The organism is Terriglobia bacterium, assembly GCA_020073495.1.
In the GTDB taxonomy this organism is placed as follows: Bacteria; Acidobacteriota; Terriglobia; order Terriglobales; family Acidobacteriaceae; genus JAIQFD01.
The window spans coordinates 442,044-466,027 of sequence record JAIQFD010000003.1 but is presented as its reverse complement, the minus strand read 5'-3'; the positions used below and the strand labels follow the sequence as shown (position 1 = coordinate 466,027).

18 protein-coding genes are annotated in these 23,984 nt (G+C 61.9%); 9 read left to right on the top strand and 9 right to left on the bottom strand.

The features are described 5' to 3' along the window. Window positions 1-26: 26 nt before the first annotated feature. From LAN37_09415 to LAN37_09400, 4 genes are all read right to left on the bottom strand, one after another. Window positions 27-2,447, bottom strand: a complete 2,421-nt coding sequence (locus LAN37_09415; protein ID MBZ5647428.1) for a FecR domain-containing protein — start codon at window positions 2,445-2,447, stop codon at window positions 27-29. Between the two features lie 357 nt (window positions 2,448-2,804). Then, window positions 2,805-4,457: a sel1 repeat family protein gene (locus LAN37_09410; GenBank protein ID MBZ5647427.1), complete on the bottom strand. Its 1,653-nt coding sequence runs from the start codon at window positions 4,455-4,457 to the stop codon at window positions 2,805-2,807. A 2-nt stretch (window positions 4,458-4,459) separates the two neighbouring features. After that, a complete protein-coding gene (locus tag LAN37_09405; protein ID MBZ5647426.1) occupies window positions 4,460-6,457 on the bottom strand; it encodes a FecR family protein in 1,998 nt (665 codons plus the stop codon). Between the two features lie 193 nt (window positions 6,458-6,650). Then, entirely contained in the window at window positions 6,651-6,809 is a 159-nt protein-coding gene (locus tag LAN37_09400; protein MBZ5647425.1) for a helix-turn-helix domain-containing protein, read from the bottom strand. 319 nt (window positions 6,810-7,128) lie between these two features. On the opposite strand from LAN37_09400, the gene LAN37_09395 reads away from it, so the two are divergent. The 8 genes from LAN37_09395 to LAN37_09360 are packed head-to-tail and all read left to right on the top strand — an operon-like array spanning window position 7,129 to window position 17,695. After that, window positions 7,129-9,027, top strand: a complete 1,899-nt coding sequence (locus LAN37_09395; GenBank protein MBZ5647424.1) for an FAD-dependent oxidoreductase — start codon at window positions 7,129-7,131, stop codon at window positions 9,025-9,027. After that, the gene (locus tag LAN37_09390) at window positions 9,015-9,479 is read left to right on the top strand and encodes a ubiquinol-cytochrome c reductase iron-sulfur subunit (GenBank protein MBZ5647423.1); all 465 of its coding nucleotides are present in this window, start codon (window positions 9,015-9,017) and stop codon (window positions 9,477-9,479) included. The genes LAN37_09395 and LAN37_09390 overlap by 13 nt, the downstream gene beginning before the upstream one ends. A gap of 37 nt (window positions 9,480-9,516) precedes the next feature. Further along, window positions 9,517-11,031 carry a cytochrome b N-terminal domain-containing protein gene (locus LAN37_09385; GenBank protein ID MBZ5647422.1) on the top strand — a complete coding sequence of 505 codons (1,515 nt, stop codon included), beginning with the start codon at window positions 9,517-9,519 and terminating at the stop codon, window positions 11,029-11,031. Window positions 11,032-11,044: 13 nt separating this feature from the next. Beyond that, on the top strand, window positions 11,045-12,526 hold the full coding sequence (locus LAN37_09380; GenBank protein MBZ5647421.1) for a c-type cytochrome: 1,482 nt from the start codon (window positions 11,045-11,047) through the stop codon (window positions 12,524-12,526). Continuing rightward, complete coding sequence (locus LAN37_09375; protein ID MBZ5647420.1) at window positions 12,523-15,288, top strand: molybdopterin-dependent oxidoreductase; 2,766 nt, start codon at window positions 12,523-12,525, stop codon at window positions 15,286-15,288. Before LAN37_09380 ends, LAN37_09375 begins: the two co-directional genes overlap by 4 nt. Window positions 15,289-15,299: 11 nt before the next feature. Next, window positions 15,300-16,301, top strand: coding sequence for a 4Fe-4S dicluster domain-containing protein (locus LAN37_09370; protein ID MBZ5647419.1), 1,002 nt, complete (start codon window positions 15,300-15,302; stop codon window positions 16,299-16,301). Window positions 16,302-16,309: 8 nt separating this feature from the next. Continuing rightward, entirely contained in the window at window positions 16,310-17,041 is a 732-nt protein-coding gene (locus LAN37_09365) for a hypothetical protein (GenBank protein ID MBZ5647418.1), read from the top strand. 18 nt (window positions 17,042-17,059) lie between these two features. Beyond that, window positions 17,060-17,695: a molecular chaperone TorD family protein gene (locus LAN37_09360; protein ID MBZ5647417.1), complete on the top strand. Its 636-nt coding sequence runs from the start codon at window positions 17,060-17,062 to the stop codon at window positions 17,693-17,695. A gap of 97 nt (window positions 17,696-17,792) precedes the next feature. Here the strand turns inward: LAN37_09360 and ric are convergent, their stop codons facing one another. From ric to LAN37_09345, 3 genes are all read right to left on the bottom strand, one after another. Beyond that, entirely contained in the window at window positions 17,793-18,620 is an 828-nt protein-coding gene (gene ric / locus LAN37_09355; GenBank protein ID MBZ5647416.1) for an iron-sulfur cluster repair di-iron protein, read from the bottom strand. 84 nt (window positions 18,621-18,704) lie between these two features. Further along, window positions 18,705-19,406: a Crp/Fnr family transcriptional regulator gene (locus LAN37_09350; protein MBZ5647415.1), complete on the bottom strand. Its 702-nt coding sequence runs from the start codon at window positions 19,404-19,406 to the stop codon at window positions 18,705-18,707. Between the two features lie 70 nt (window positions 19,407-19,476). Next, window positions 19,477-21,039 (bottom strand): NnrS family protein, encoded by a 1,563-nt coding sequence (locus LAN37_09345; protein MBZ5647414.1) that lies wholly within the window; start codon window positions 21,037-21,039, stop codon window positions 19,477-19,479. Window positions 21,040-21,197: 158 nt separating this feature from the next. Here LAN37_09345 and LAN37_09340 point away from each other — a divergent pair, with 158 nt between their 5' ends. Further along, entirely contained in the window at window positions 21,198-21,500 is a 303-nt protein-coding gene (locus tag LAN37_09340) for a radical SAM protein (GenBank protein ID MBZ5647413.1), read from the top strand. Between the two features lie 299 nt (window positions 21,501-21,799). Here the strand turns inward: LAN37_09340 and LAN37_09335 are convergent, their stop codons facing one another. Together LAN37_09335 and LAN37_09330 are read right to left on the bottom strand one after the other, a co-directional pair. Continuing rightward, complete coding sequence (locus tag LAN37_09335) at window positions 21,800-22,870, bottom strand: galactose-1-phosphate uridylyltransferase (GenBank protein ID MBZ5647412.1); 1,071 nt, start codon at window positions 22,868-22,870, stop codon at window positions 21,800-21,802. Window positions 22,871-23,488: 618 nt separating this feature from the next. After that, window positions 23,489-23,839: an MTH938/NDUFAF3 family protein gene (locus LAN37_09330; protein MBZ5647411.1), complete on the bottom strand. Its 351-nt coding sequence runs from the start codon at window positions 23,837-23,839 to the stop codon at window positions 23,489-23,491. Window positions 23,840-23,984: the final 145 nt, after the last annotated feature.

The window sequence follows — 23,984 nt, the reverse complement described above, 5'->3', positions numbered from 1 at the left end:
CTCCCAAGTAGGACATTGTTACCCATTTACCGTCCACGTCTGCCGTCGCCGCCCCCGTGCGACGAGCCACTGCCTTTCGAGGACCCGCCACCGCGGCTGCTCGGCGCCGAACGGGCGCCGCTGGAGCTGGGAGCAGAACGTCCGCCGCCGCTGTAACCGGGGGCCGAGCGTGCGCTGCTATAAGCACCTCGGCTGCTGGGCGCCGAACGGGCGCCGCTGGAGCTGGGAGCAGAACGTCCGCCGCCGCTGTAACCGGGGGCCGAGCGTGCGCCGCTATAAGGACCCCGGCTGCTCGGCGCCGATTGCGCCCCGCTGTAGCTGGGAGCGGAACGTCCGCCGCCGCTGTAATCGGGGGCCGGGCGTGCACCGCTATAAGCACCTTGGCTGCTCGGCGCCGAACGCGCGCCGCTGTAGCTGGGAGCAGCACGTCCGTTGTTATAGGCGCCTCCACCGGAAGAGCGCGGAGTGACGATCGGCTGCCTCATGTTGAGGGGCGGACGAGAGGATGCGCTGTTGCCACGGCCCTCTGAACCCGAATTGCGGGAAGTGCCGTACGAACCGGCCGCCCTATTGGACTCAGACGATGAGCTCCGTGGCATCGGCGAAAATTTTTGCCAGCCGCCACCGTTGCTGTTGCTACTCTGGCGAGAGGGCGTGAAGCTACCCGAGTTGCCGGATCTTGGCGCCGAGCCACCATTCGAATTGCCTCTCGTTCCCGGACTTTGGCCGAAGCGCTGAAACCCGTTGTTCGAGTTGCTGTTTCCGGGCCTCGAAGCTTCGCGGCCGTTTCCAGTGGAGCTGCCATCCTGCCGGTTGAAGTTCGAGTTCTGCGACTGCCCTCGCTCAAACGAGCGCGGAGCGGCTGCACTGGTACCTCGGGCCGAGAAGAAGCGCTGATTCTGAGACCGGTTCGGAATCGTGGAGGCAGCCGCCGAGCGTCCGCTGGCCGAGAAGCTCTCCCGGCTCGGAGTTACGGGCAGTCTGCCAGTCGCGAAACGAGCATTCTGGAACGCCGCGTGGCTCATTGGCTGAGCATTCATACGGCCTCTGCCGAACTGGTTGGCTGAGACAGTCGTCCCGCCGCGGAAACGCTGGTCATGCAGCGCAAGCTGCACGTTCGAGAACCGCGTGCCGCCGTGCAGCGGAGCAAAACCGCCACGGTTGAAAGTGTTGAACCCGGCAACGCCGAACCGCCCGCCATGCCGTCCATACCAGGGATGGAAACGGTCGCACGGTCCAAGGGGAAGCCATCCGATCGAGCCCCAGCCGCCGAAACCGACTCCGAATCCGAAACCACCGCCGAAGCCGAAGAACGAAACATAAGCCGGCGCCCAGATCGGACGGTAATACGGGTACCCGTAGGCCGGACCGGGCCACCAGGCCCACGCTCCGTCGTACATCATCCAGCGGCCGTAGTGATACGGCGCCCAGCCCCACGGATCATACGAAACCCAGGTCCATCCCCAATAAGGCTCATACACCCAGCGACCCGCGCGATAAGGAGCCCAGCCGACTTGAACAGTCGGGCGCCACACTGGACCATAATCCGGAACTTCCGTCCAGGTGCCGTAGGCGTCGAGATCTTCGGCTCCTACGTAGTAGTCGTTGGTGCGCCGCCGCGATGCCGCATTGCGGATGGTGTTGTCGCGATCGGAGCTCCACTGGTCCCAGGCATCCCGGGCAGGTGCGTCGCTGATCTTGTATTGCGCCTGATCGGCGGTGCCCTGCACGGTAATGAACTGGCCCGGTCCCACGCGGGTGCCGCCTTGCGGGGTGGTGACTTCCACCTCGCCCGTGCGAACCATCACCTCGGTGCGATCATCGCCGGCAACCATGATCCGAAAGCTGGATTCGTGACGATTGGTACGAATGGCAACGTTGGGCGTATCGATCTCGGCGTCCGCATCGCTGTTCTTGTAGACGGAGAAACTCGCCATTCCACGTCCAAGTTGGATCTGGATCTGCGAGTGGGTAAGAGTGGTGATGTTGGCCTGCGAACGCTCAGAGAGGCGGAGTATGTTGGCGTAGTCGAGCTGAAGCTCGGCGCGCGCATTGTCGCCGGTCGAAACGCGGTCACCCGCGAGGACGGGAGCATTGAGCGCAGCCGCAGACCAGTCGTTGGAATCGCCACGCTGCGTGGAGACGTCGCCATGGATCAGACTGATGCGCGCAACGCCGGCGTTTGTCTCATCGGGGGCCGGCGCGCTGTAACTCGGATCGCCGGAGCCTGGGTCGTTGGAGCCTTGTCCCATCGACCCCGGATTCATCGGACCCTGGTCCATGGAATCCTGGTCGTTGGGCTCTTGGGACATCGGCACTTGGACGCTGGGGGCCTGGGCTACTTGCGAATCTTGATCCGGCACTTGGTCGTCCGGGTTCTGAGCGCTGACGGTGCCTGGAATCGCGATCAAGAATCCTAGAATTGCTGCAATTAGCTTGAATTTCATATGTACCTTCACCCTGTTCGGGACAAGACTCTGCCCCAATAGATGCAGGCCGAATGCCAATGTTGGGTGACCGGCCGCAATTTCGGTAACTGCATTGTTCCTGGCAAGTTAGGCTGGACAAAACATCTCGCACAGGCGGCGATTCGCAGGGCTCCGGTGGCCCGTTACCACCAGTTGTGGTGGTTTTCGGCCAGGCGCCTGATTCCTGAAGGATCGAATTCAGCGACTGTGAGTACCCCAAAGATAATTTCGGTCGATCTGCAGGATCCTATCCGGACGAGCAGCATCGAAAAGGGGCGTTGACGAACGAAACGATCGAGCAGATTTATGCGGCAAAGGATCAGATCGATCGGTCCCTCAACGGCCCGAAGTATCTCGCGCCTCTGCTTGACGCTGGCGGCGCGGGGAGGCATCGGATCGAGCTGCGCCATTCGAAGTTTTGGGATCGCCAGCCGCATCAAGGTTGGCCAACATGTCTTTTGCGGGGGCATAACCTCGATCGGCTGCCTTCTGTAGCCATGCACGAGCAGTCTCAAGATCCTTCGAAACGCCGTAGCCGTGGTAATAAATCATGCCAAGGTCCCATTGCGCGACAGGGACACCCGCATCAGCCGCTTTTCTGAACCACTTCGCTGCTTCGGTGAAATCGCGTATCACTCCCCAACCGTGAAAATAGAGTCCACCGATCATCCATTCTGCCACCGCAGATCCCTGGTCAGCCGCATTACGGTACCAATGCATCGCTTCGCCGTAATTCTGGGACGTGCCTTGCCCATCGCGATACATGGAGCCTAGATTCACTTGAGCTTGCCGATATCCATGTTCGGCTGCCTTTCTCATCCAGTGCATCGCCTCACCGTAGTCCAGCGGAACGCCTTTTGATTGGAGGTAGGCATTCGCCAGATAAACCTGCGCCATTGACCATCCCGCCCGTGCAGCCGTGGACTCCATATCCACGCCGCGCCTGTACCACCTCTCGGCCTCGCGGCTCTCCTTGGGGACGCCGTTGCCGTCGGCATACATGTCACCGATTCGGAAATTTGCGCCGGCTATGGCTCCGGCCTCAGAGCGAAGATCGCTCCACTGACCCAGCAAATCCGGATCCCGGATGGTTGCGGCTTTCATGTACCAGCGCAGTGCTTCGGCCGGGCTCTTGCCGACGCCGATCCCATGTTCGTGCATTCTCGCAACGTTGTATGTTCCCCACGCGGAACCCATTTCAGCGGCCTTCAGGTAATGCATATAGGCTTCGCTCGGGCTGGGATCACTGGTCAAACCACTCTCTGCGAATCGACCGAGATAATCCTCGGCGTACGCATCGCCTTGACTGGCCGCAGCCTGAAGGTAGCGCAGCCCGTTTGGAGGATCTTGAGCAGTACCCAAACCATTTTTCAGCATCACGCCAAGGTCGCACTCGGCCCGAGCGTAGCCCTGGTGCGCTGCCTTCTCCAGCCACGTCCCTGCCTTAGCCGGATCGGGCGTCACGCCACGTCCATCAAACAAGGCCTCGGCAAATCTCGTCTGCGCCTCTGCGTTACCCATCTCGGCTGCCTTGCGATACAGGTGGGCAGCTTTGGCTTCGTCCCGGTCCACATCGGAACCGAGTCGGTACTTGTCAGCCTGCTGGAGTAGCTTCTTCGCCGCCGCTTGAGTTTGCGTGTGAAGCTGGTTTGCAGGCCGGTGCTCCTGAGCAGTGACCAGAGGTCCGGTCACCCGTTCGACTGGATTCCCGTCTTCCTGGGCCCGCGAACGGCCGATCTGCAGAATCAGTTTGGCGTTCGCTCCCGCACCTCGAAGCTGCTCCTCGACCTCATCGGTCAACTCGAAATCCACTGAGTACTTTTTCACCAGTGTAGCCATGCGTTTGTTCGGCACTCCGGACTTGAGACCGTGTTCTACGTCGGCGAGCGAAAGTGGCGGCGGGGCATTATTTGCCGTTCTCGTCTGACCCGCGGTACTCCCCACCAGGAATAACAAAATGCAGCCGACTAATAGCGTCGTAGCGCGCATGTTCACCTCCGATTGCTTGCGATCTCATTTTCCGCTTGCATCGCCCGACGGGCGCGCTGCAGGCGGGCTTTCGCAGCGGTGTTATTCCCGTCGACCTGCAAAGCGTGTTTGGAGCTGGCGATTGCCGCTGTGTAATCGCCGTTGTCCATCTGGCGGTCGGCCGACTCCAGGTAACTCTGTGTGGTATGTGCTGAAGCTCCGTGAGATCCACGCGCCATGGTCGTCACTCGGCGTGTCGATCTCTCCTTCGGCCTCGGAACCCTTGCAGGCGTTGAAGTGCGAGGGTCCCTGGCCGGCTTCGACGCGGCGCGTGCCGTAGCTCCGCGAGACCCGTGTGCCGCTGTCGCCGTTCGGCGTGTCGTTCTCGCCTTCGGAGTCCTCGAAGACGTTGCAGCACGCGAGGCCCTGCCCGGCCGGGACTTGGATCTGCGTCCACTCTGTGCGTTTCTAGCCGGCTGAACGGTTCCTTCCATGCTGTTCCGTGAGGGCATGGGTCGCACTTTGCCGGCCGGATCCAGCTGCGCGCCTGCCCTGATCGGAATGAACTGGCCATGCCCCTGGATCGCTTCCTGCACCTGCGCCGCCTGCTTGTCGAGGGACTGCGGCGACGCAGCCGGCGGCTTCTTGGTGAAGAACCGCTCTGGTTGGTTTCCGCGCAGCATCGATGCGCTTGCCCTGCGATCGTTCCCCGAAAGGCCCTCTCGAGTCGGCACGATGGGCAGATTCCCGGTCATCATGCGCCCGTCGCGAAAAGCCTCGCGGCTCACCGCGGTCGGCGCAGTGCGCCCGGTGCCGAACCGATTCACCGGAACGGCCGAGATCGACTGACGAACGCGCTCATTGCGCGCCGCCAGCCGCAGGTTGGAGAATCGATTGCCGTCGTGCAGCGGGGCCACTCCGCCGACGCCGCGATTGATGTTCGAGATGTTGGTGACGTTCACCACGGTGAAGCGCGAGCCGTACTCCCCGTACCAGGGGAAGAAGCGATCACACGGACCGATCGGCAGCCAGCCCACCGATCCGAAAGCGACGGAAGCTCCCAAGTGGCCGCCGAATCCGAAGAACGACACGTAGGCCGGCGCCCACACCGGCCGATAGTTGCCGTCAACCGCTCCCGGCCACCACATCCAGGAACTTCCATAGAGGAACCAGCGGCCGTAGTGATAGGGCGCCCATCCCCACGGTTCGTTCGAGACCCACGTCCAGCCCCAGTACGGCTCCCAGACCCAGCGGCCGTCGCGATAGGGGGCCCAGCCCGCGGCCACGACCGGTGACCATACCAGACCGTAGTCCGGCACGTTGACCCAGCGTCCGTTGGCATCGAGATTTTCGCTTCCTACGTAGTAGCGGTTAGTGTTGTTCCACGATTGAGCGTTGCGGATCACTCTGTCGCGTTCGTTGGTCCACGAATCCCAGCTGTCCTTCGCAGGAGAGCCCGCGAGGACGTATCCCGCCTCGTCGGCGGTACCGCGCACAGTTGCGGCCTGGCCCTTCTCCACTCGGGTGCTGCCCTGGGGTGTGGAGATATCGGCCTCTCCTTCGCGCACGATCACTTGTGTCTCGCTGCCGTTCACCTCGATGCGGTAGACGCCTTCCTTGGAAGTAGGCCGGATGGCCACGTTCGGCGTGTCGATCTCGACTTGGGCGTCGGAATCCTTGAAGACGGTGAAGAAGGCGAGCCCCTGCCCGATCTGGACCTGGATCTGCGTCCGCTCCAGGGTTGCGATCCTTGCCTGCGCGTTGTTGCCGAGGCGCAGGATGTTCGCATGGTCGAGTTGCAGCTCGGCCTGGGAGGGGTCTCCGGTCGACACTTTGTCCCCGGCGACGACCGGCTGATTCAGCGCCGCGACCACCCAGTCACCCGTGTCGCCGCGCTGCGTCGAAACATCGCCGTGAACAAGACTGATACGCGCCACTCCGGGCAAATTGTCCACCTGCGCGCTGGCCACAACAGTGAATGATCCAAATAAGAAGACCGACAGCAGAAACATGGGTTTCATGGCTCCCTGACCCGCGGGAACCCCGTTACCGAGGGATTCGTGGACATATGCGAAGCAGTTGGCGGGCCACACTTGCCGCCATTCTGCGCCTCCCAACCCCTTTGCTTTCATGAAGCACAGAATGCCGAGAATGCGTTCGTCGAGGATGAAGTGGCTGGCCTCGGCCAGTGGTGGTGGTTTTCGGCCACCTGGCCTAACTTTCCTTTTCCTCGTCCTCGATGCCGATCTTCGACAGGCGATAGCGCAGCGCGTTGCGCGACAGACCCCACATCCGCGCTGCCTGGCTTTTGTTACCATTGGCCCGCCGCAGTGCCTCGCGGATCATCTCGTCGTCCCACTGCTCCAGGGTCATCCCATCGGGCAGAAGAGCGGCACCCCCCGCAACCAAACGGACGCTGAAGGGCTAAACCCGTAAGCGTCCTTTCTACTCTTGATTGCCAGCCAGAATGCATCTCCTCCTTCCTTTCACTCAATGGTGGGTCGGGCAGCAACCGTGAATTCAGCACTGCAACATTCAGCAATGGTTTGGTGAGGCCACGGAGGCTATAACCGGGACATTCATTCTCCAGATGTCAGGTCTCAATCATCTGTGACCTATGTCATAGCTGCTGTCTTTTGAGAGGCTTAGCCTTTGGGCGACGATCGGGCCTGATCGCGACTTAGGCCGGGGAATGGGCGCTACTCAGTACCAAGTCCGGGTGGCAGGGAACGAGTACTGGCGCGAACAGATCAAGTGCCAGTACGCGTGCCCGGTACATACGGACGCCCGAGGGTACGTCCGGGCGATCGCCGCAGGAGATTACGAGCGCGCGTACCTGATCGCCCGCGGTCCCAACCCGCTCGCCTCGCTTTGCGGCCGCATCTGTGGCGCTCCGTGCGAGGCCGCGTGCCGGCGCGGCAGCATCGACCAGCCCATCTCCATACGCGCTCTGAAGCGCATCGTGTGTGAAAAGTTCGGCAGCGAGGCGCGGAGTGATCCGGGCCGCGAGCTTCCTCCCTACCTGAGAAGCAATGCCGAGGGCCGGCAATGCGACGACGCCGACGAACTCAGCCACCTTCTGGAATTCCTGACGAACGCGGAGTTTCCCAAACCTGCGGGAGAACGCATCGCGATCATCGGGTCGGGACCGGCCGGACTGGCCGCAGGGCATGATCTCGCGCTCATGGGATTCCGCCCCACGATCTTCGAGATGGATCCGCAGCCCGCGGGCATGCTGTACACCGGAGTTCCCGGATACCGTCTCCCAAGGAGCCTGATCCGAGCGGAAGTCGCGGTCATCCAGTCGCTCGGAGTCGAGATCCGATGCAGTACGCAAGTCGGCAAGGACATCACATTCGCCGACCTGCGCCGCGACTACTCGGCGGTGATCATCGCGTGCGGTGCGAAGCGGTCGCGGGCGCTGCCCATCCCCAACGCCGAAGCGATCGGCGTCATGGGCGGCGTGGACTTCCTGCGCGACGTATCGCTTGGCAAGCAGGTCGAACTCGGCCAGCGCGTCATCGTGATCGGCGGCGGCAACGTTGCATACGACGTTGCCCGGACTGTGTTGCGGCAAGAGGAGTACGACGTCTCGCGAACCGCCGCCCGCATGGCGGGGGTCCGGGAGGTGCAGCTGGCCTGCCTGGAATCGCTGGAGGAAATGCCCGCCGACACGGTGGAGATCCTCGAAGGCCAGGAAGAAGGGATCGCGCGTCACAACGGTTGGGGCCCGAAGGAAGTCCTGGTGCGCGAGGTCAACGGGCAGAAGTTCGTGCGCGGCGTCCGCTTCGTGCGCTGCACCCAGGTGTACGACGAGAACAAGCGCTTCTCTCCCAAGTTCGACGAATCGGTCATGACCGAAATCGAAGGCGACACCGTCCTGCTGTCGGTGGGTCAATCCGCCGACCTGAGCTTCCTGGACCCCGCGACCGACGGCATCGAGATGCGCTCGCCACAGCAGATCGTGAACGATCCGGCAACGGGAGCGACCTCCGCGAATGGCGTGTTCGTCGCCGGCGATATCGCATACGGCCCGCGCCTGATGATCCACGCTATCGCGAGCGGCAAGCAGGCAGCCCGGTCGGTGTATCGCTACTTGCGCGGGAAGGAGATCGCGCCCGACGAAGTCCAGTTCCACATCCCGATCGAATCGTACCACCGGGAAAAACACTACGAGCGGCGGACGCGCTTGCACATTCCGACGCTCCCCCCGGAAGAGCGCCTCAAACGCCCTGACGCGCTCGTCGAAATCGGATATGACGAGCCACAGGCCGGCGCCGAGGCGGGCCGCTGCCTGGATTGCGGGATCAACACCATCTTCGACGGTGAGCGCTGCATCCTGTGCGGCGGATGCGTCGATGTCTGCCCGACGGTGTGCCTGAAGCTGGTCTCTTCCGATCGCATCGCGCCCTCACCGGAGATAGAGACCGCGATCCGGGAACTGGGGCTCGACCCCACGGACCTCTCGGCCATCCTCAAAGACGAAGACCGGTGCATCCGCTGCGGCCTGTGCGCCGAACGCTGTCCGACCAAGGCAATCACCATGGAGCAATTCAGCTTTTCAAAGGAGTGGAAGCCATGTCCCGTCTAGATCCGCCGCGCGTAAGCCGGCGCAGCTTCCTGACATTCGCTTCGATCGGCAGCTTCTTTGCCGCACTGGGCACGGCAGCCGCCGGGATACTGCGGTTGCCGAATCCAGCGGTACTGCCAGGTCCAGTGCGCCGATTCAAGGTGGGACCACCGGAGCAGTTTGCCTCGGGCAGCGAGACCGCTTTCCCGGAAGAGGGTCTGGTGATGTTCCATGATTCGGGCGGTTTTTACGCGATCTCCACGACCTGCACCCACCTGGGCTGTGCGGTGGGGCGTTCGAAGGATGGATTCGCGTGCCCGTGTCACGGTTCGCGCTTCGATGCGAACGGCGATGTAGTGGGCGGACCCGCGCCCCGCCCCTTGGCCTGGCTCGAGGTCAGCCGGGCAGCGGACGGACAGTTAGTGGTGAACGCCGACAGTGAGATCCCGGCGGGCACCCGGTACCGCGTGTAGGAGGCTTCCTGTGGAACAGACCGCGACCCGCGAATTCGTGCACAACCTGGCAGCGCTCCCCCATACGGTCAAGGACGCCTGCTTCCGACTCGGGAAAGTGCCGGAGTCGGAGCGAGAAGAGTCGCAGGCGACCTTCCATAACCTCTTCCTGCACATCCACAGCGTGCGGGTGCATCTGCGTTCGCTGAGCCCGACGCTCACCTTCGGGCTGGGACTGATGGCGACGTCGAGCTTCGTGCTCACCGTCATCACCGGCGTTCTCCTGATGGTCTACTACAAGCCTTCGACCGATCTGGCGTACCAATCCATCAAGGACATTCACTTCACGGTCTCTACCGGCCGGTTCATCCGCAATATTCATCGCTGGGCCGCGCAGGTGATGGTCCTGGTCGTACTGCTGCACATGGCGCGTGTCTTCTTCACTGCCAGTTACAAGAAGCCGCGCGAGTTCAACTGGCTGGTGGGCCTGGGCCTGCTGGTGTTCACCCTGGCCCTCAGCTTTACCGGATACCTGCTGCCGTGGGACCAACTGGCCTACTGGGCAATCACCATCGGCTCGAACATCGCCAACTCGCCGCGCGAGCTGACGGACGCGATCGGGATCACCAAGTGGCTCGATCCCGGCGGATTCCAGAAACGCCTGTTGCTGGGCGCGAACTTCGTGGGCCAGGATGCGCTGATCCGCTTCTATGTTCTACATGTCTTCGTTCTGCCGGTGGCACTGGTCGGATTGTTAGGCGTGCACTTCTGGCGCATCCGCAAGGATGGAGGTCTGGCAAAGCCGGAAGATCCCATGGGTGGCCTCGCCGAATGGGGCGGTGAGCGCCGTCCAGTATTCCAGCCGTTAGCCACCAAGACGTATGGTCTGATGGCGCTGGTCAAAGGTAAGCGGCCGACCGTCAACCGCGGACCCGAAAACACGGTCATGAGCTGGCCGCATCTGTTCTGGGCGGAACTGTCGGTCTTCATGGTGACCGTGGCCACCACGCTGGTGCTGGCCTTCTATTCCGACGCGCCGCTCAAAGAGCTTGCCAACCCCGCGATCCCGGAGAATCCGGCGAAAGCTCCCTGGTATTTCCTTGGCATCCAGGAACTCGTTTCCTATTCCGCATTCACCGGGGGACTGCTGATCCCGCTTGTGGTGGTGCTGGGGCTCGGACTCATTCCCTTCCTCGACCGCCGTCCCGGAGGCGAGGGCGAATGGTTCGGCACACCGCGGGAGAAGCCGGTGTTCTGGCAATCCGTGTTGTTCAGTGTCGCAGTGACCGTGGGGATGGTCGCCTTCACCGTCAATTTCGGCTGGCTGCGCAACTGGTTCCCCAGCATCCACCAGCTCTGGATCATCGCCATCAATCCGGGCTCGCTCCTGGTCCTGATCTTTGCGGCTTGGTCGTTGTGGGTCCTTCGGCGCAGGGATTCGGTCCGGCTGGCAGCCGTAGCGCTGTTCACCTGTTTCCTGGTCGGCTTCACGCTGCTGACCTACTTCGCAACCGTTCACCGCGGGCCGAACTGGCACTTCTACTGGTGGCCCACGCAGTGGCCGCTGCACTAGGGAGAAGGATGCGATGAAAGATCCTTCGCGGATTTATCGCTGGATCCTGCTGCTGGCGAGCCTGGTGACGATCGGGTACCTGGCAGGCGCCGCCATCCACGAGAACTATCTGGCCCAGTGGAAGGGCGTGCAGCGCCAGTATCGCGAGATCCTCCAACAGAAAGCGACGGACGCCCGCGGCCGCGAGTTGCTGGCGAAGTTCCGCATGGAGATGAAGCAAGTCAGCGTGCCGGCGCTGGGGGCGGTGGATCGCTGCGTCAGTTGCCACAATGGCATCGACGACCCGCGCATGACGGACGTGCCGCTGCCGCACCGCGTGCATCCTGGCCACATCCTCGACAAGCATCCGGTGGACCGCTTCGGCTGCACCGTCTGCCACCACGGCCAGGGGGCGGCGATGACTTTCGATGAGGCCAAGGCGGAGGACGTCTACTGGGATTACCCGCTGCTGTCCCCGGACATGACGGAAGCAACATGCGTCACCTGCCACGACGCGCAGAAACTGCCTGCGGAGCAGATCCCGCTCCTGGTTGCGGGCATGAAGCTTTACCAGCAGAAGAGCTGCGGCTCCTGCCACAAGCTGGGAGGGCGCGGCGGGGTGCTGGGCCCGGTGCTCGACAACGAAGGCGCGAAGACGCGCCATCAGCTCATCATGACCAACCTCAAGCCGCCGCACACCACGTGGAACTGGCAGTTCGCCCACTTCCGCGATCCAGGAGCGGTGGTGCCCGACAGCCTGATGCGCAATCCCACCGTGACGCGGCGGGAGGCCCTCGCTCTCACCGTGTACATGCTTTCCCAGTGGAAGCGGGACGTCCCCGAAAGCTACCTGGCGCCCGACAAGATCGAGCAGAAGTACCGCGCTCTGCATCCCACGCCGCTCACGGGCGAGCAGGTCTACCAGCAATACTGTGCGGCCTGCCATGGCAATGGCGCATACAGCCGCTGGGACAAGAAGTTCAATCGCTTCGTCCCGGCCGTCCGAGGTGCATCTCTTGCCGCAACCGCCAGCCGCGATTACTTGCAGGCGAACATCGAGCAGGGACGTCCGGGAACGCAGATGCCGGCCTGGGGACCGCACGCCGGTGGGTTGCTGCCGGATGAGATCAGCGCTGTGATCGAGTACCTGCGCAATGGCATTCCGGCTTCCCCGCCCGTCGCAACCCTCACGGCTCGCGGAGATGCCCAACGCGGGCACCCTCTATTCCTGAAAAATTGCGCCGGCTGCCACGGTCCCGGCGGACGAGGCGGGATCGCGCCGGAGATCGGCAATCCCGTCTTCCAGCAGTCTGCGTCGGACGAGTTCATCATCTGGACCATCCGCAACGGCCGGGTCGGCACCGCAATGCCCGCCTTTCAACGGTCTGATGCGCCGGCGCTCAGCGATCAGGACATTGCCGACGTCGTCGCCCACCTGCGCGGACTGTCCGCAATAAAGGAACAGAAAATGGCGCGAAGCGGTCCTTCAACAGCTCCCTCCGGAGGCAGACCATGAGCGACAAGCGCAAGCCGACCAAGCCCTTCACCAGGCGGAGCTTCATCCAGACCGCGGCCATGACCGCGGCGACTCTGGGGTTGCCGGGCTGTTCGCGCAAGGAAAAGCCCATCCTGTCTACCTTGACCGGCGACTTCGATCCGCTTCGCAGCTATCCCTATCGGGGCTGGGAGGATTTCTACCGCAAGATCTGGACCTGGGACAAAGTAGTCCGCTCCACCCACTCTGCTAATTGCACCGGATCGTGCTCGTGGAAGGTCTACGTCCGCAATGGCGTCATGGTCCGGGAGGAGCAGGCCTCGGATTATCCGCGCATCAACGCGGATCTGCCCGACTACAACCCGCGCGGCTGCCAGAAGGGCGGATGTTTCACCGAATACGTTTACAGCCCGCAGCGTTTGCGGTATCCGCTGATCCGTACCGGCGAGCGCGGCGAGGGCAAGTGGCGCCGCGCCAATTGGGACGAAGCCCTCACGCTCGTGGCAGAGAAGCTGCTGGACAACGTCTATAACTTTGGTCCGGACACCAACACATTCTTCAGCGTCATCCCGGCCATGAGCCCCGTGAGTTTCTGTGCTGGATCGCGCCTGGCGCACTACATCGGCGGCGTTTTCCTCTCGTTCTATGACTGGTACTGCGACCTGCCGCCAGGGGAGCCGCTCACCTGGGGCGTGCAGACCGAGGCCTGCGAGTGCGCCGACTGGTTCAATTCCAAGTACATCGTGCTCTGGGGGTCAAATATCTCCCAGACTCGCATCCCGGACGCGCACTTCGCCTATGAGGCCCGCTACAACGGTGCCAAGATCGTCTGCATCTCGCCGGATTTCAACTCCAGCGCCATCCACGCCGACTTCTATCTCCGGATCAACCCCGGGACCGACGGAATTCTCGCGCTCGGCGTAGCGAAGCACCTCATCGACCACGACCTCATCGATAAGCCTTATGTGAAGGAACAGACCGACATGCCGCTGCTGGTGCTCACCGGGAAGAAGAGATTCCTGCGCGAGTCCGACCTCAAGAACGGCGGCAAGGAAGACATCTTCTATTATTGGGACACGAAGCAGCAGCGCGCGGTGGCAGTTTCCGGCAGCATGGGGTCCGCCGAAAAGACCATCCAGCTCAGCGGTGTCGATCCGGCCCTGACCGGCACGTACCAGGTGCGGCTCGCGGACGGAACGATGGCGGAAGTCACGACCGTCTTCGAATTGCTCAAGCAGGAGCTCTCCGCCTACACCCCGAAGAAAGTTGCCGAACGGACCGGCCTCCCTGCCCGCGAGATCGAACTCTTCGCCCAGGAACTGGGGACGCGGAAACCTGCGATGATCATCCACGGCGCCGGGACCAATCACTGGTTCCACAACGACCTCATCAACCGTTCGTTCATCCTCCTGGTAGCGCTCACCGGAAACACAGGCAAGAACGGCGGCGGGTTCAACCACTACGTCGGCCAGGAACGTATATGGCCGGAGCACGGATTCTTCCAGCTTGCATTCCCCGAGGGACGCAAGAAACAGCGATTCCAGAACACGACGCTGTGGAGCTACGTCCACTCCACCAGCAAGGACCCGCACCTGTACAACGGAAAGTCCATCGACTGGTACATCCAGGAATCGGTAAAGAACGGCTGGATGCCGCTGTGGCCCAAGAACGGCCGAAAGCCACGCGCGTTCATCGTGTGGCGCGCCAACTACCTGAACCAGGCCAAAGGCAACGAGATCCTCGAGTCGTCGCTCTGGAAAGATCTCGACCTGATCGTCGACATCAATTACCGCATGGACACCACGGCGCTTTATTCCGACGTGGTCCTGCCGGCCGCCAGCTACTACGAGAAGGTGGACATCAACTCCACCGACTGTCACAGCTACATCCATCCTTTCGGCAAGGCCTGTGAGCCTCTTTTCGAAAGCAAGACCGATTGGGACATCTTCCGCGCGCTGGCGAAGAAAATGGCCGAGGTCGCCGCCAAGAAAGGGCTAAAGCCATTCCACGACGATGTCTTCGACTGGAACCGGGACTTCACCAAACTGGAGCACGATTGGACCGGCAAGGGCGCAATCCAATCCGACGAGCAGGCGGTGAACTTCATCCTGGCAAACGCGGTCGAGACCAAGGGCATGACCTACCAGCAGTTGCAGGAGAAGCCGCTGCGCTTCGTGGCCACCGATCCGGAGTCGTGGACCAGCGATATCGAGGACGGCATCGCCTACACGCCCTTCAAACACCAGTTGGAGAAGAAGCGTCCCTGGCGCACGCTGACCGGCCGGCAGCAGTTCTACATCGATCATCCGTGGTACATCGAGCTGGGCGAGACCCTGCCGACTTTCAAGGAACCTGTTCCGGAGAAATACCCGCTGTACTGGAACACGCCGCACGGGCGCTGGTCGATCCATTCCACCTGGCGGGACCACCGCGCCATGCTGCGGTTGCAGCGGGGCGGTCCCATCGTCTACATGCATCCCGACGACGCCCGCAAGCGCGGCTTGAGAGACAACGACTGGGTCCGCATCCACAACGACGTCGGGCAATGCGTCTGCCGGCTACAGATCCTCCCCGGTGAAAAGCCGGGACGGGTCACCATGTATCACGGATGGGAGAAATACCTCGGCTTCAAGCAAGGCGGCTGGCAATCCCTCACCTACATCAAGATCAAGCCCACTCAACTCATCGGCAAGTACGGTCACGTCAATTTCCGCCTGAACTACTGGGGCCCGACGGGGAATAACCGCGACATCAAGGTAGAAGTCGAGAAGGCCAAGGTCTGAGGAGAGGCGCGATGTCGAAACATCAATACGCGATGGTGATGGACCTGAACAAGTGCCTGGGCTGCCAGACTTGCACCATCGCCTGCAAGAAGCTCTGGACCGACCGGGACGGCACCGGGTACATGTACTGGAACAACGTGGAGACGCGTCCCGGGCTCGGCTATCCCCGCCAGTGGGACCGCATCGGCGGCGGATGGAAAGATGGTCAACTCCAGCCTAGCCCTCTTCCCACCATGGATGACTACGGCCACGCATGGGAATACGACTACGAGCAGCGGCTCTTCGAAGGCCAGCGCAAGCCAGTTATGCCTTCCCCGGCCCCCGAGTCCGGCGTGAACTGGGATGAAGACGTGGGCGGGATGAACGCCGATGAGAATTATTTCTTTTATCTTCCGCGGATCTGCAACCACTGCACTTATCCAGCGTGCCTTGAGGCGTGCCCTCGCAAGGCCATCTACAAGCGCGAAGAAGACGGGATCGTGGTCATCGACCAGGATCGCTGCCAGGGCTTCCGTTACTGCATCAAGGCGTGCCCGTACAAGAAGATCTATTTCAACGAGGTCACGGGCAAATCGGAGAAATGCATCTTCTGTTATCCCCGGCTGGAGAAGGGCGAGGTCAATGCCTGTGCCGCGCAATGTCCGGGGCGGCTGCGGTTCGTCGGCTTGCTCGACGATCCCGAATCGCCCGTCCACAAGCTCGTCCTCGTGCACAAGATCGCCTTGCCGCTCTTTCCTGAGAAGGGCACGCAGCCTAACGTCTTCTACGTGCCGCCATTCAACCCTCCCAAGCGGGAGGATTATGGCAAGAGCATCCTCGATGATCCGCGCCTGCCGCTCGATCACCTGGTGTACTTGTTCGGAGAAGAGGTGAAGAACATCATCATCCGCCTGGAAGCCGAGTTGACGTTGGCCCAGAGGGGAGGCCGAAGCGAATTGTTGCAGCTCCTGATCGGCCGTGACGCCGAGACCCGTTACCGCATCCGGCCACAACTCGTGCAGATCCAGCTCTAGGAGCCACTATGCGAATCCGTCACTGCGCCATCCTGATCCTGATTGCACTCTCCTCTGCCTGCTCTTCGGCCCAGGGAGGCGCAAAGCAGAGCGCGGGCCAATCCGTACCGGTCGAAACCTTTGCAGGCAAGGCGGAGGACCTGCTGGCAGCTGCGCCGGCGAGGTGGAGCCAGTTCCCTGCCAAGCGTGTCGGCCTGAACCGGACCCCGCCTCTCTTCGATACCGACGAGCCCTCGACCCCCGAATTGTCGATAGTGGAAGTGCGCGCCGCCCGCGCCGCCGGCAGACTGGTCGTACAGCTATCGTGGCGTGACGCGACCAATGACGCCGCGGTGCTTCCAAAGCCTCCCGACACGCCACCCGAGACCCGCTTTCGCAAGGTCCCCACGGAGGCCGATGACCGCTTCTTCGATGCCGCCGCGATCATGTTCCCCGGCAAGCATCAGACCAGCACCGCTGCGCCTTCGCTGCAGATGGGCGATGCCGAAGATCCGGTCGAGATCTACTACTGGAATTCAGCCCGCGGCGCCATGTTGATGCAGGCGCAAGGCCGCGGAACCACTCGCCGCACCGGTCAAGGATTCCCCGCGTCCGGCAACTACGACCGCGGGCAATGGACCGTCACGTTCGAACTGCCCGACCTTCCGGCGGGCACACCGGTAGCCTTCGCCGTCTGGAATGGCAGCCAGAAGGACCGCGACGGCAGAAAGTACTTTTCCGTCTGGCAGGTGCTGGAATAAACGAGCAGGAAGGATTCAATGTCTACTGCTGATGTTGCCGAAAGCCCGTTACGCGCGTTCGATTGGACGGATACAGATCTGTACCGGCTCTTTGCCTTCCTGTTCGCGCCTCCTTCGCCTCGGTGCTTTCAATTCCTCGCCCAGCCGGAAACGCCCGCCGCTCTGCGCAGCTTGTGGGAACTGCTGGAATGTGAAGGCGCATGCCCCGACTTCAAATGGTTTTCCAGTTACGAGGAGTACGAGTCAGCCTACATCGCGCTCTTCGATGTCGGCATTCCCGAGCCGCCCGTCGCTCTCTTCGAATCCGCTCACGACAAGACCAGGCCAGCCCAGGAGATCGCGCTGGAGAACGCCTGCTTCTACGAGGTTCTCGGGCTTCGCTCAGATCCGTCCCAAGCTGTCCCGGACTACCTCGTCACGCAACTGGAATTCCTTGCTGCCGTCCGCTACACCGCTCAGCACGCATCGGAAGAAGACACCAGGACCTCGCTGGCTCGCGCCGAAGCTGAGTTCCTCGAACGGCATCTCTTGAATTGGATCTCTGGCGCACACCAGAAGCTTGCTCGCACAGGCGCTCCGGCTTTCCCGCTCCTCTTGTCCCTGCTCGTGCGCTTCCTGAAAACGCGTGCTGAAGAACTGACGTCGCCTCACTGACCTGTCCGGAAAGGCTTGACCAGAAAGGTGCGGCGGCGCAGGGGTGAAGTCTGCTGGCAGCATTGCCCCCTCGGATGCCGCTTGCAACCCTGTTGGACTACCGCTCTAGCGCGATCGCCCTCGGGAACAGGATGTTGTTCTCCAGGTGGATGTGCTGGTGCAGGTCCTGCTCAAATTCCACCAGCGCGCTGAACAGCGTGCCATAGCTGAAGCAGGAGTCCTGCGGAAGCGTGTAGTTTTGGGTTGCCTGGCGCATCTCGCGCAGCTTCTCCCCCGCCCCGTCGTGCTCCATCATCATGACCCGGATGGGGTTCTGCACGGTGCCGAAGCACGACGGCCCGCAGCCTTTGCCGCTCGACATCTGCTTCACGAAGGGAAACAGGATCTGCTCTTCCTTCATCATGTGCGCGGCGAGCTCATTGCCCAGCTCGCCGAACGCAACCTGCACCTGCTCCAGTTCGGGATGGTTCTTGCCGTGCACCCCGACTACCTTGGCGATCAGCGCCTGGAGCCGCGGTACTTCGCTTTTCACGTAGGCGTGGTGCTCGTCAACGATATGGTCCACCAGCGCGCTCAGCGGGGCAGCGTTCCAGTCGCGCTCGGCAGCAGGGACAGCCGCGTCCACACCCTGCTCCAGCGCGAGCAGGACACGGTCGATGGACGTGTTCGCCGTCGCGCAGGCCTCTTCCAGCGACTTGTGTCCTCCGCAACAGTAGTCGATGCCCAGCTTTTCGAACACCCGGGTGGCATTGGGCACTTCGACGGCCAGCTCGCGGACGGTCTTGCTAGCGGTGATTGGCATGGTTTCCTTCCTTCTCTCTGACTGAAGAATCTCGGAGGACGGCAGCAACGATCCCAATTCCGCCAGGATCTTCTTGGCTTCCTTGTGCTCGGCCAGCAGGACCCGCACTGATTTCGGCCCCATCGTCAACTCCTGAGACCGAGGCTACAGGCGGGTATGACGGCAGACCATGACTTATGTCACAGGCCGGAATATCAGGTCGCAGGCTTACTCTTCGCTGCGGATCTCCGCTTCCAGTTTGGCGATGTCCGGGATGGTGATGTTCTTCCCGTCCATCTGGATGAGGCCTTCGGCCTGGAAGCGGCTGAGGTTCCTCGACACCAGCTCGCGGACGGTGCCGATCTGAGAGGCCAACTCCTGATTATTGGCCTTGAGCGTGAATTGGGCCCGGCCGGAGCGGTGGCCGGCCTCGCGGGCGAAGCGCATGAGCAACGCGGCCAGCCGGTGCCGCACCGTGGTGAAGGAAAGCTCCTCGATGATGTTGACCAGCCGACGCAGGCGCAGGCCGACCATGCGCAGCACTTTCAGTGCGACCTCCGGGTGCTCCAGGCAGAGGGCGCGGAAATCGTTGCGGCTGATGAACAGGATGGCCGCGTCGCTGGCCGCCGACGCCGACGCCGGGTAAGCCCCGCCGTCGAACACGGGCAGCTCGGCGATGGAGTTGCCGGCCCGCTCCACGGTCAGAACCTGCTCACGACCCCCGGCCGACGTCTTGAAGATGCGCACGTCGCCCGATTCGATGATGTACAACCCGGAGCAGGGGTCGCCTTCGGTGAAGATCAGCTCGCCTTCCGCGTAGCGCTTGGTCACCGCACGATCGGAAAGGAACATCAGCTCTGTCTCGGAGAGATCCGAGAATAACGGGACGCGCGCCAGGACCGTGGCGCGTCCGGCTTTGGTGTCGGGCATAGGGCTATTGTAATGGCGAGGCGGCGCCGGCAAAAAAGGGCCGCGTGCGCGGCCCGTATCAGGAGGAATCTTATTGCAGGATAGGGAGAGGTGAGGCCGGCGTGGGCATCCCCAGCACGTTGGCCCGCTCGGTCCGCGAAGCGTTCATCACGCGCCACAGCCCGATGCCCCACCACGCCAGCGCGGTGACTTCGATGAAGCCGGTCAGCCCCACCAGCGGATAGGCTACGTTGGGCCAAAAGTCGGTCGCGATCTGGAGCCCGACCCGGCCGCTGCAACCGACCATAATAAGGAAGAACGGACCCCACAGGCTCGACAGCTTGCGCGCATCCACACCCGCCAGGATCGGCGCCACTCGCCCCGCCACGCCCATAATCATCATGCTGATGAAACCGACGGTGAACGCGTGCCGGTGCGCGCCCATGTAGGCGTGCGCGAAGCCCTGGTGCGTGAGGATGCCGTACACCAGGAAGAACGGCATCATGGTATTGGCAATGATCAGCCACACATACGCGGCGCGGATGAACTTGAAGGTGCGGTCCGGCTGCGTCGGCTTGCTGAACACGCCCAATTGGATGGCGAGCAGCACCGCCCACAGCGGCATCAGCAGGTAGGCGATTTCCAGACCGATGCCCCACGCCAGGTTGCCGGTGGTCAGCACCGCGACGTAGCTGATGACGTTCAGCACCAGCGCGACGTTCATGACCGCGAAGATCAGCGACTGGCGATCCTTCTTCGGCCGCTTCAGGCCGTACACCAGCGGCACGAAGCGCTGGCTCACCCCCGCGATGATCAGCGCCACGAATCCCAGCAACTGGATGTCGCGCAGCGGACCATCGATCAGGGCGATGCGGCGGATCAGTTGCTGGTGCCCGATCGCAGTCGCCTTGGCGAAGAAGAAGAAATCGCTCACCAGCGCCTGCACGAAGAACCAAAGAAAGGACCCCGCGATGAACTTCTCGTACGGATTGTGCGGCTCGATGGAGTTGCAGGCCGTCTTGTAGAGCACGGTCAGGAAGAGCAGGATCGCGATCAGTTCCACTGCGCCGGAGAAGAACCCCAGCGCCAGCCCCGAGCCGGTCTCGATCAGCAGTTCCGCCGACATGCGCGCGATGATGCCCGCGATCATCAGGTAGAACGACAGATTCGCCAAGTCCGGGCGCCACAGCTTCGTGTTCTTGAAGCGCGGAAAGCTCTGGTAGGCAAAGCCCATCACGAACAATCCCACCCAGCCGAAGATCATGGCGTGCGCATGCGCGTGGATGGACTGCACCAGGTGCAGTTGCAGGAAGCTCTTGCCGATCGCGATCTGCGCCAGGTTCACCGCACCCCACAGCGCGCCCACGGTCAGCACGATCGCAATTCCGGCCTTGAAGAACCGCCGGTAAATGAAGTCTTCCAAAGATTCCTGGTAGACGTAGCGCTCTTCCCTCGTCGGGTGCGTTGCCTCGGCATTGAGTTCTTCCAGCAGGCCCGAAAGGTCAACCTGGTGGACGGCGGCGAAGAACGAGAGCGGTTCGTTGGGGCCGTTCGCTCCGCCGCAGCCGTGCAGCCCGTGCTTGTCGAACACGCGCCGTGCGGTCGGGACCGCCTTCACCACTTCAGCTACGCTGGTGTCCTCGGTGATGACCATGACTTCCTCCGTATGCTGCAAGCCTACGGTCGGAGTTCACGGCCGGGTATGACTTCGGTCACACCTCGCGAAAATCCACAAAATCGGCGCCTGTGACATAGGTCATAGGGCGGGCCCTCCGGTGATGCTGGAATGAGTTCGCACACCAAAGATGGCCGATGCAGCCGACCGGGAAGCTGGACTTCAACGAACGGCCCTACATCGTCATTTGGGAGACAGCGCAGGCGTGCGACCTCGCCTGCGTCCACTGCCGCGCCTGCGCCCAGCCGACGCGCAACCCCTTCGAGCTTTCGACCGACGAGGCGAAGAGACTCATCGACCAGATCGCCGAGATGCGAGTGCCCGTCCTCGTCCTCACCGGCGGCGACCCGCTGAAGCGTCCCGACATCTTCGAGCTGGTTCAGATTGCGCACGACTCCGGCGTCCACACCCCGATGACCCCGAGCGCGACTGCTACATGATCCACCACGGCTAGAGAAACCATAGGAACTGTCGGACATGCCTTTCGCCCGAGGTGCTACTCGAGCCATCGCCTCCTGCACATTACACATTACGGTGACGCCGGCCGTGGATTCCGGTGGAAGTGAAACAGCCTTCAGAGCACCTCCGCGAGACGCCCGTGATTCATCGACCCAACCTCCCTGCCGACGTTGGTGGTCAGAGTCCAAGGAGGCCACAAGCTCCCCTTATCAACTCCTGAATCACGAGAGGGGTCGTTGCGTGAACACTCCACCGTTAGTCTGCATCGGCGATTGCTGTCTCAGGTCCGCTCGTAGGGGGTAAGGCATCGGGCGGCAACTTCTGGCGGTACCGGATTGTAGAAGAACCAGGAGGCCCGCTCGAATCCGGTGGTGCGCACGATCTGCGGCAAGATCTGGAGATGCCAGTGGAAGTCCTCTTCGATGCTTTTCCAGTAGCCTTTTCTGGGACGGAGAAAGGGCCGGTCCTGGAGTGCAAGATTGTAGGGCGCCCCACCCAGGGTCTGATCCAATTTTTGCAGAACCTCGCGCAAGATGCTCGCGAGATTGTCAATCTGAGAAGCATCGATCCGGCTGAACGCGCTGCTGTGGAATTTCGGGAAAATCCCCATCTCGAAGGGAGAGCGCGAGGCGAAGGGAGTGAGAGCCACAAAATCGCCGTTCTCCGCGATCAGGCGGCGACGATCCGCCAGTTCCTGCTGCAAGACGTCGCAGTAGATACATCGCTCTTTCATGACGTAGTAATCGCGGGCTACCATCAGCTTCGTCTTGATGGCACGCGGCGTCACGGGCAGGGCCATGAGCTGCGAAATGGAATGAGTGATGGTGTGCGCACCGGCTTCCTCACCGTGGTTCTTGAAAATCAACACGTAGCGCATCCGTTCGTCCCTTTCGAGGTCGACGATGCGGGCCGCCCAGGCTCGGACGACGTTGGCTACGTCCGGGACCTCCAGTTCGCCGAGGCTCCGGTCATGCCGGGGCGTTTCCGCTATGACCTCGTCCGCTCCGATGCCGTTCATCAAGTCGTGGAAGCCTTGCGGGCGCCGCCCTAGATCACCCTCGATCCTCAGGCGCGGCAGCGAATTCGATACTACCCGGACCGACCATCCTGGTCCGTTGGCGGGAAATCCAGGACGGCGAATGGCGAACACTTCGGGCGGGGTGGAAGCTTCGTTGGTTTCGCAGAACGGACAAAAAGTAGTGCCCCTGGTGAATCGCTTGAAGTGAAAATCCGACGGTCGTACGGTATCGGTCTCGGCCACTATTACCCAGCCGCCTGTAAAGATGTCCTTGCGCATCTGAGACATGTCCGCCTCGCTGTCAGGTTGTGTATCACCGCTGCGCCGCTGCATGCCGTCCCGCTACACCGCAAGCCATCTTGCCATCTGGTTTGTCCACTGTCCGTGACGATGCACACCGCATGACGTGATTATCCTTCTGCATCCGGCGGAGGCAGGAACGTAGCGGCGACTTCATTCGATCAGAGTCGCACTGAGTTCGAAACCCGTCACACGCACTTGTGCAATTTATCACTGACTCTTGGATGCCCGGGGAGAAGACTGGTTGGTGGGGGCGTTGCTGTCGGAGAGTCCAGGAAACCGGTCGTGGTCACCCGCGATTCTTGAGAAGCTGCCACTCGGGCCAGGGATAAGAAAATGTCCTGCAAGACAGAAGGGTGCACCCGTGGGGTGTTCGCCCGCTGTGCGAGCTGCAAGGGTGAAATGTGCAGCGATCATGCGGAGGATTGTGAAGGCTGTGGCAAGACCTTCTGTCCGGACTGCTATCGCCGGCACATACGTGAAGCAGCAGTAGAAGAAGGTGACGCCGCCTAGCAGAGGGGTGGCTGGAAATTTCAGAGCGTAAATAGAAAGGACTGCGCCGCCGGTTACGTTCTAGCCGCCGCGAGTAAGAAGGAAATCGTTAAGCTGGCCGTAAGAACGAGAGTCCACCTGCCTCATGATCCACCTCTACTAGCAAGTCACGTGCAGGATGGCGTTAGTCTCCTCGGCATGGCGCTGCAGCGCTTCGATCGCCTCCGCAGTAGGAAGGATCAGCAGTTCGACGTTGCGGCGCCTGGCTTCCGCCTTTACCTCCTTCATGACCGGGAGGGCGCCATGCGCGCCCGTGCCAACAACCAAGCGCCGGCACTTCCACGGAATGTCTTCTTCAATGGACAGTGGCGTGTGCCCAAATTGCTCCCGAAATTGTTTGGAGGGCCGCTTCTTGCGTTTGCGCACTTCGCTGCCGACGATCACGACGTCATGCTCGTAGGTCACGCCGCCGATGCGAATCGAACCGAAGGAGAATCCTTCAAACTTCATCGTGATGGCGTGGATTATACGCCGCAGATCTCCCGCGAAACGTGTTCCGCATATGGGACATCATCACTTCCTGCTGTGTTCGGAATCACTGCCGGAAGAGGCAAGAAGACTTACAGTACTTACGGATTGGACGTATGGCACGCGC

What these genes read in the sequence shown, in the direction of transcription:
- LAN37_09415 (MBZ5647428.1), bottom strand. Translation starts at nt 2,447, where the DNA reads ATGAAATTCAAGCTAATTGCAGCAATTCTAGGATTCTTGATCGCGATT.
- LAN37_09410 (MBZ5647427.1), bottom strand. Translation starts at nt 4,457, where the DNA reads ATGCGCGCTACGACGCTATTAGTCGGCTGCATTTTGTTATTCCTGGTG.
- LAN37_09405 (MBZ5647426.1), bottom strand. Translation starts at nt 6,457, where the DNA reads ATGAAACCCATGTTTCTGCTGTCGGTCTTCTTATTTGGATCATTCACT.
- LAN37_09400 (MBZ5647425.1), bottom strand. Translation starts at nt 6,809, where the DNA reads ATGACCCTGGAGCAGTGGGACGACGAGATGATCCGCGAGGCACTGCGG.
- LAN37_09395 (MBZ5647424.1), top strand. Translation starts at nt 7,129, where the DNA reads ATGGGCGCTACTCAGTACCAAGTCCGGGTGGCAGGGAACGAGTACTGG.
- LAN37_09390 (MBZ5647423.1), top strand. Translation starts at nt 9,015, where the DNA reads ATGTCCCGTCTAGATCCGCCGCGCGTAAGCCGGCGCAGCTTCCTGACA.
- LAN37_09380 (MBZ5647421.1), top strand. Translation starts at nt 11,045, where the DNA reads ATGAAAGATCCTTCGCGGATTTATCGCTGGATCCTGCTGCTGGCGAGC.
- LAN37_09375 (MBZ5647420.1), top strand. Translation starts at nt 12,523, where the DNA reads ATGAGCGACAAGCGCAAGCCGACCAAGCCCTTCACCAGGCGGAGCTTC.
- LAN37_09370 (MBZ5647419.1), top strand. Translation starts at nt 15,300, where the DNA reads ATGTCGAAACATCAATACGCGATGGTGATGGACCTGAACAAGTGCCTG.
- LAN37_09365 (MBZ5647418.1), top strand. Translation starts at nt 16,310, where the DNA reads ATGCGAATCCGTCACTGCGCCATCCTGATCCTGATTGCACTCTCCTCT.
- LAN37_09360 (MBZ5647417.1), top strand. Translation starts at nt 17,060, where the DNA reads ATGTCTACTGCTGATGTTGCCGAAAGCCCGTTACGCGCGTTCGATTGG.
- ric (MBZ5647416.1), bottom strand. Translation starts at nt 18,620, where the DNA reads ATGGGGCCGAAATCAGTGCGGGTCCTGCTGGCCGAGCACAAGGAAGCC.
- LAN37_09350 (MBZ5647415.1), bottom strand. Translation starts at nt 19,406, where the DNA reads ATGCCCGACACCAAAGCCGGACGCGCCACGGTCCTGGCGCGCGTCCCG.
- LAN37_09345 (MBZ5647414.1), bottom strand. Translation starts at nt 21,039, where the DNA reads ATGGTCATCACCGAGGACACCAGCGTAGCTGAAGTGGTGAAGGCGGTC.
- LAN37_09340 (MBZ5647413.1), top strand. Translation starts at nt 21,198, where the DNA reads ATGCAGCCGACCGGGAAGCTGGACTTCAACGAACGGCCCTACATCGTC.
- LAN37_09335 (MBZ5647412.1), bottom strand. Translation starts at nt 22,870, where the DNA reads ATGCAGCGGCGCAGCGGTGATACACAACCTGACAGCGAGGCGGACATG.
- LAN37_09330 (MBZ5647411.1), bottom strand. Translation starts at nt 23,839, where the DNA reads ATGAAGTTTGAAGGATTCTCCTTCGGTTCGATTCGCATCGGCGGCGTG.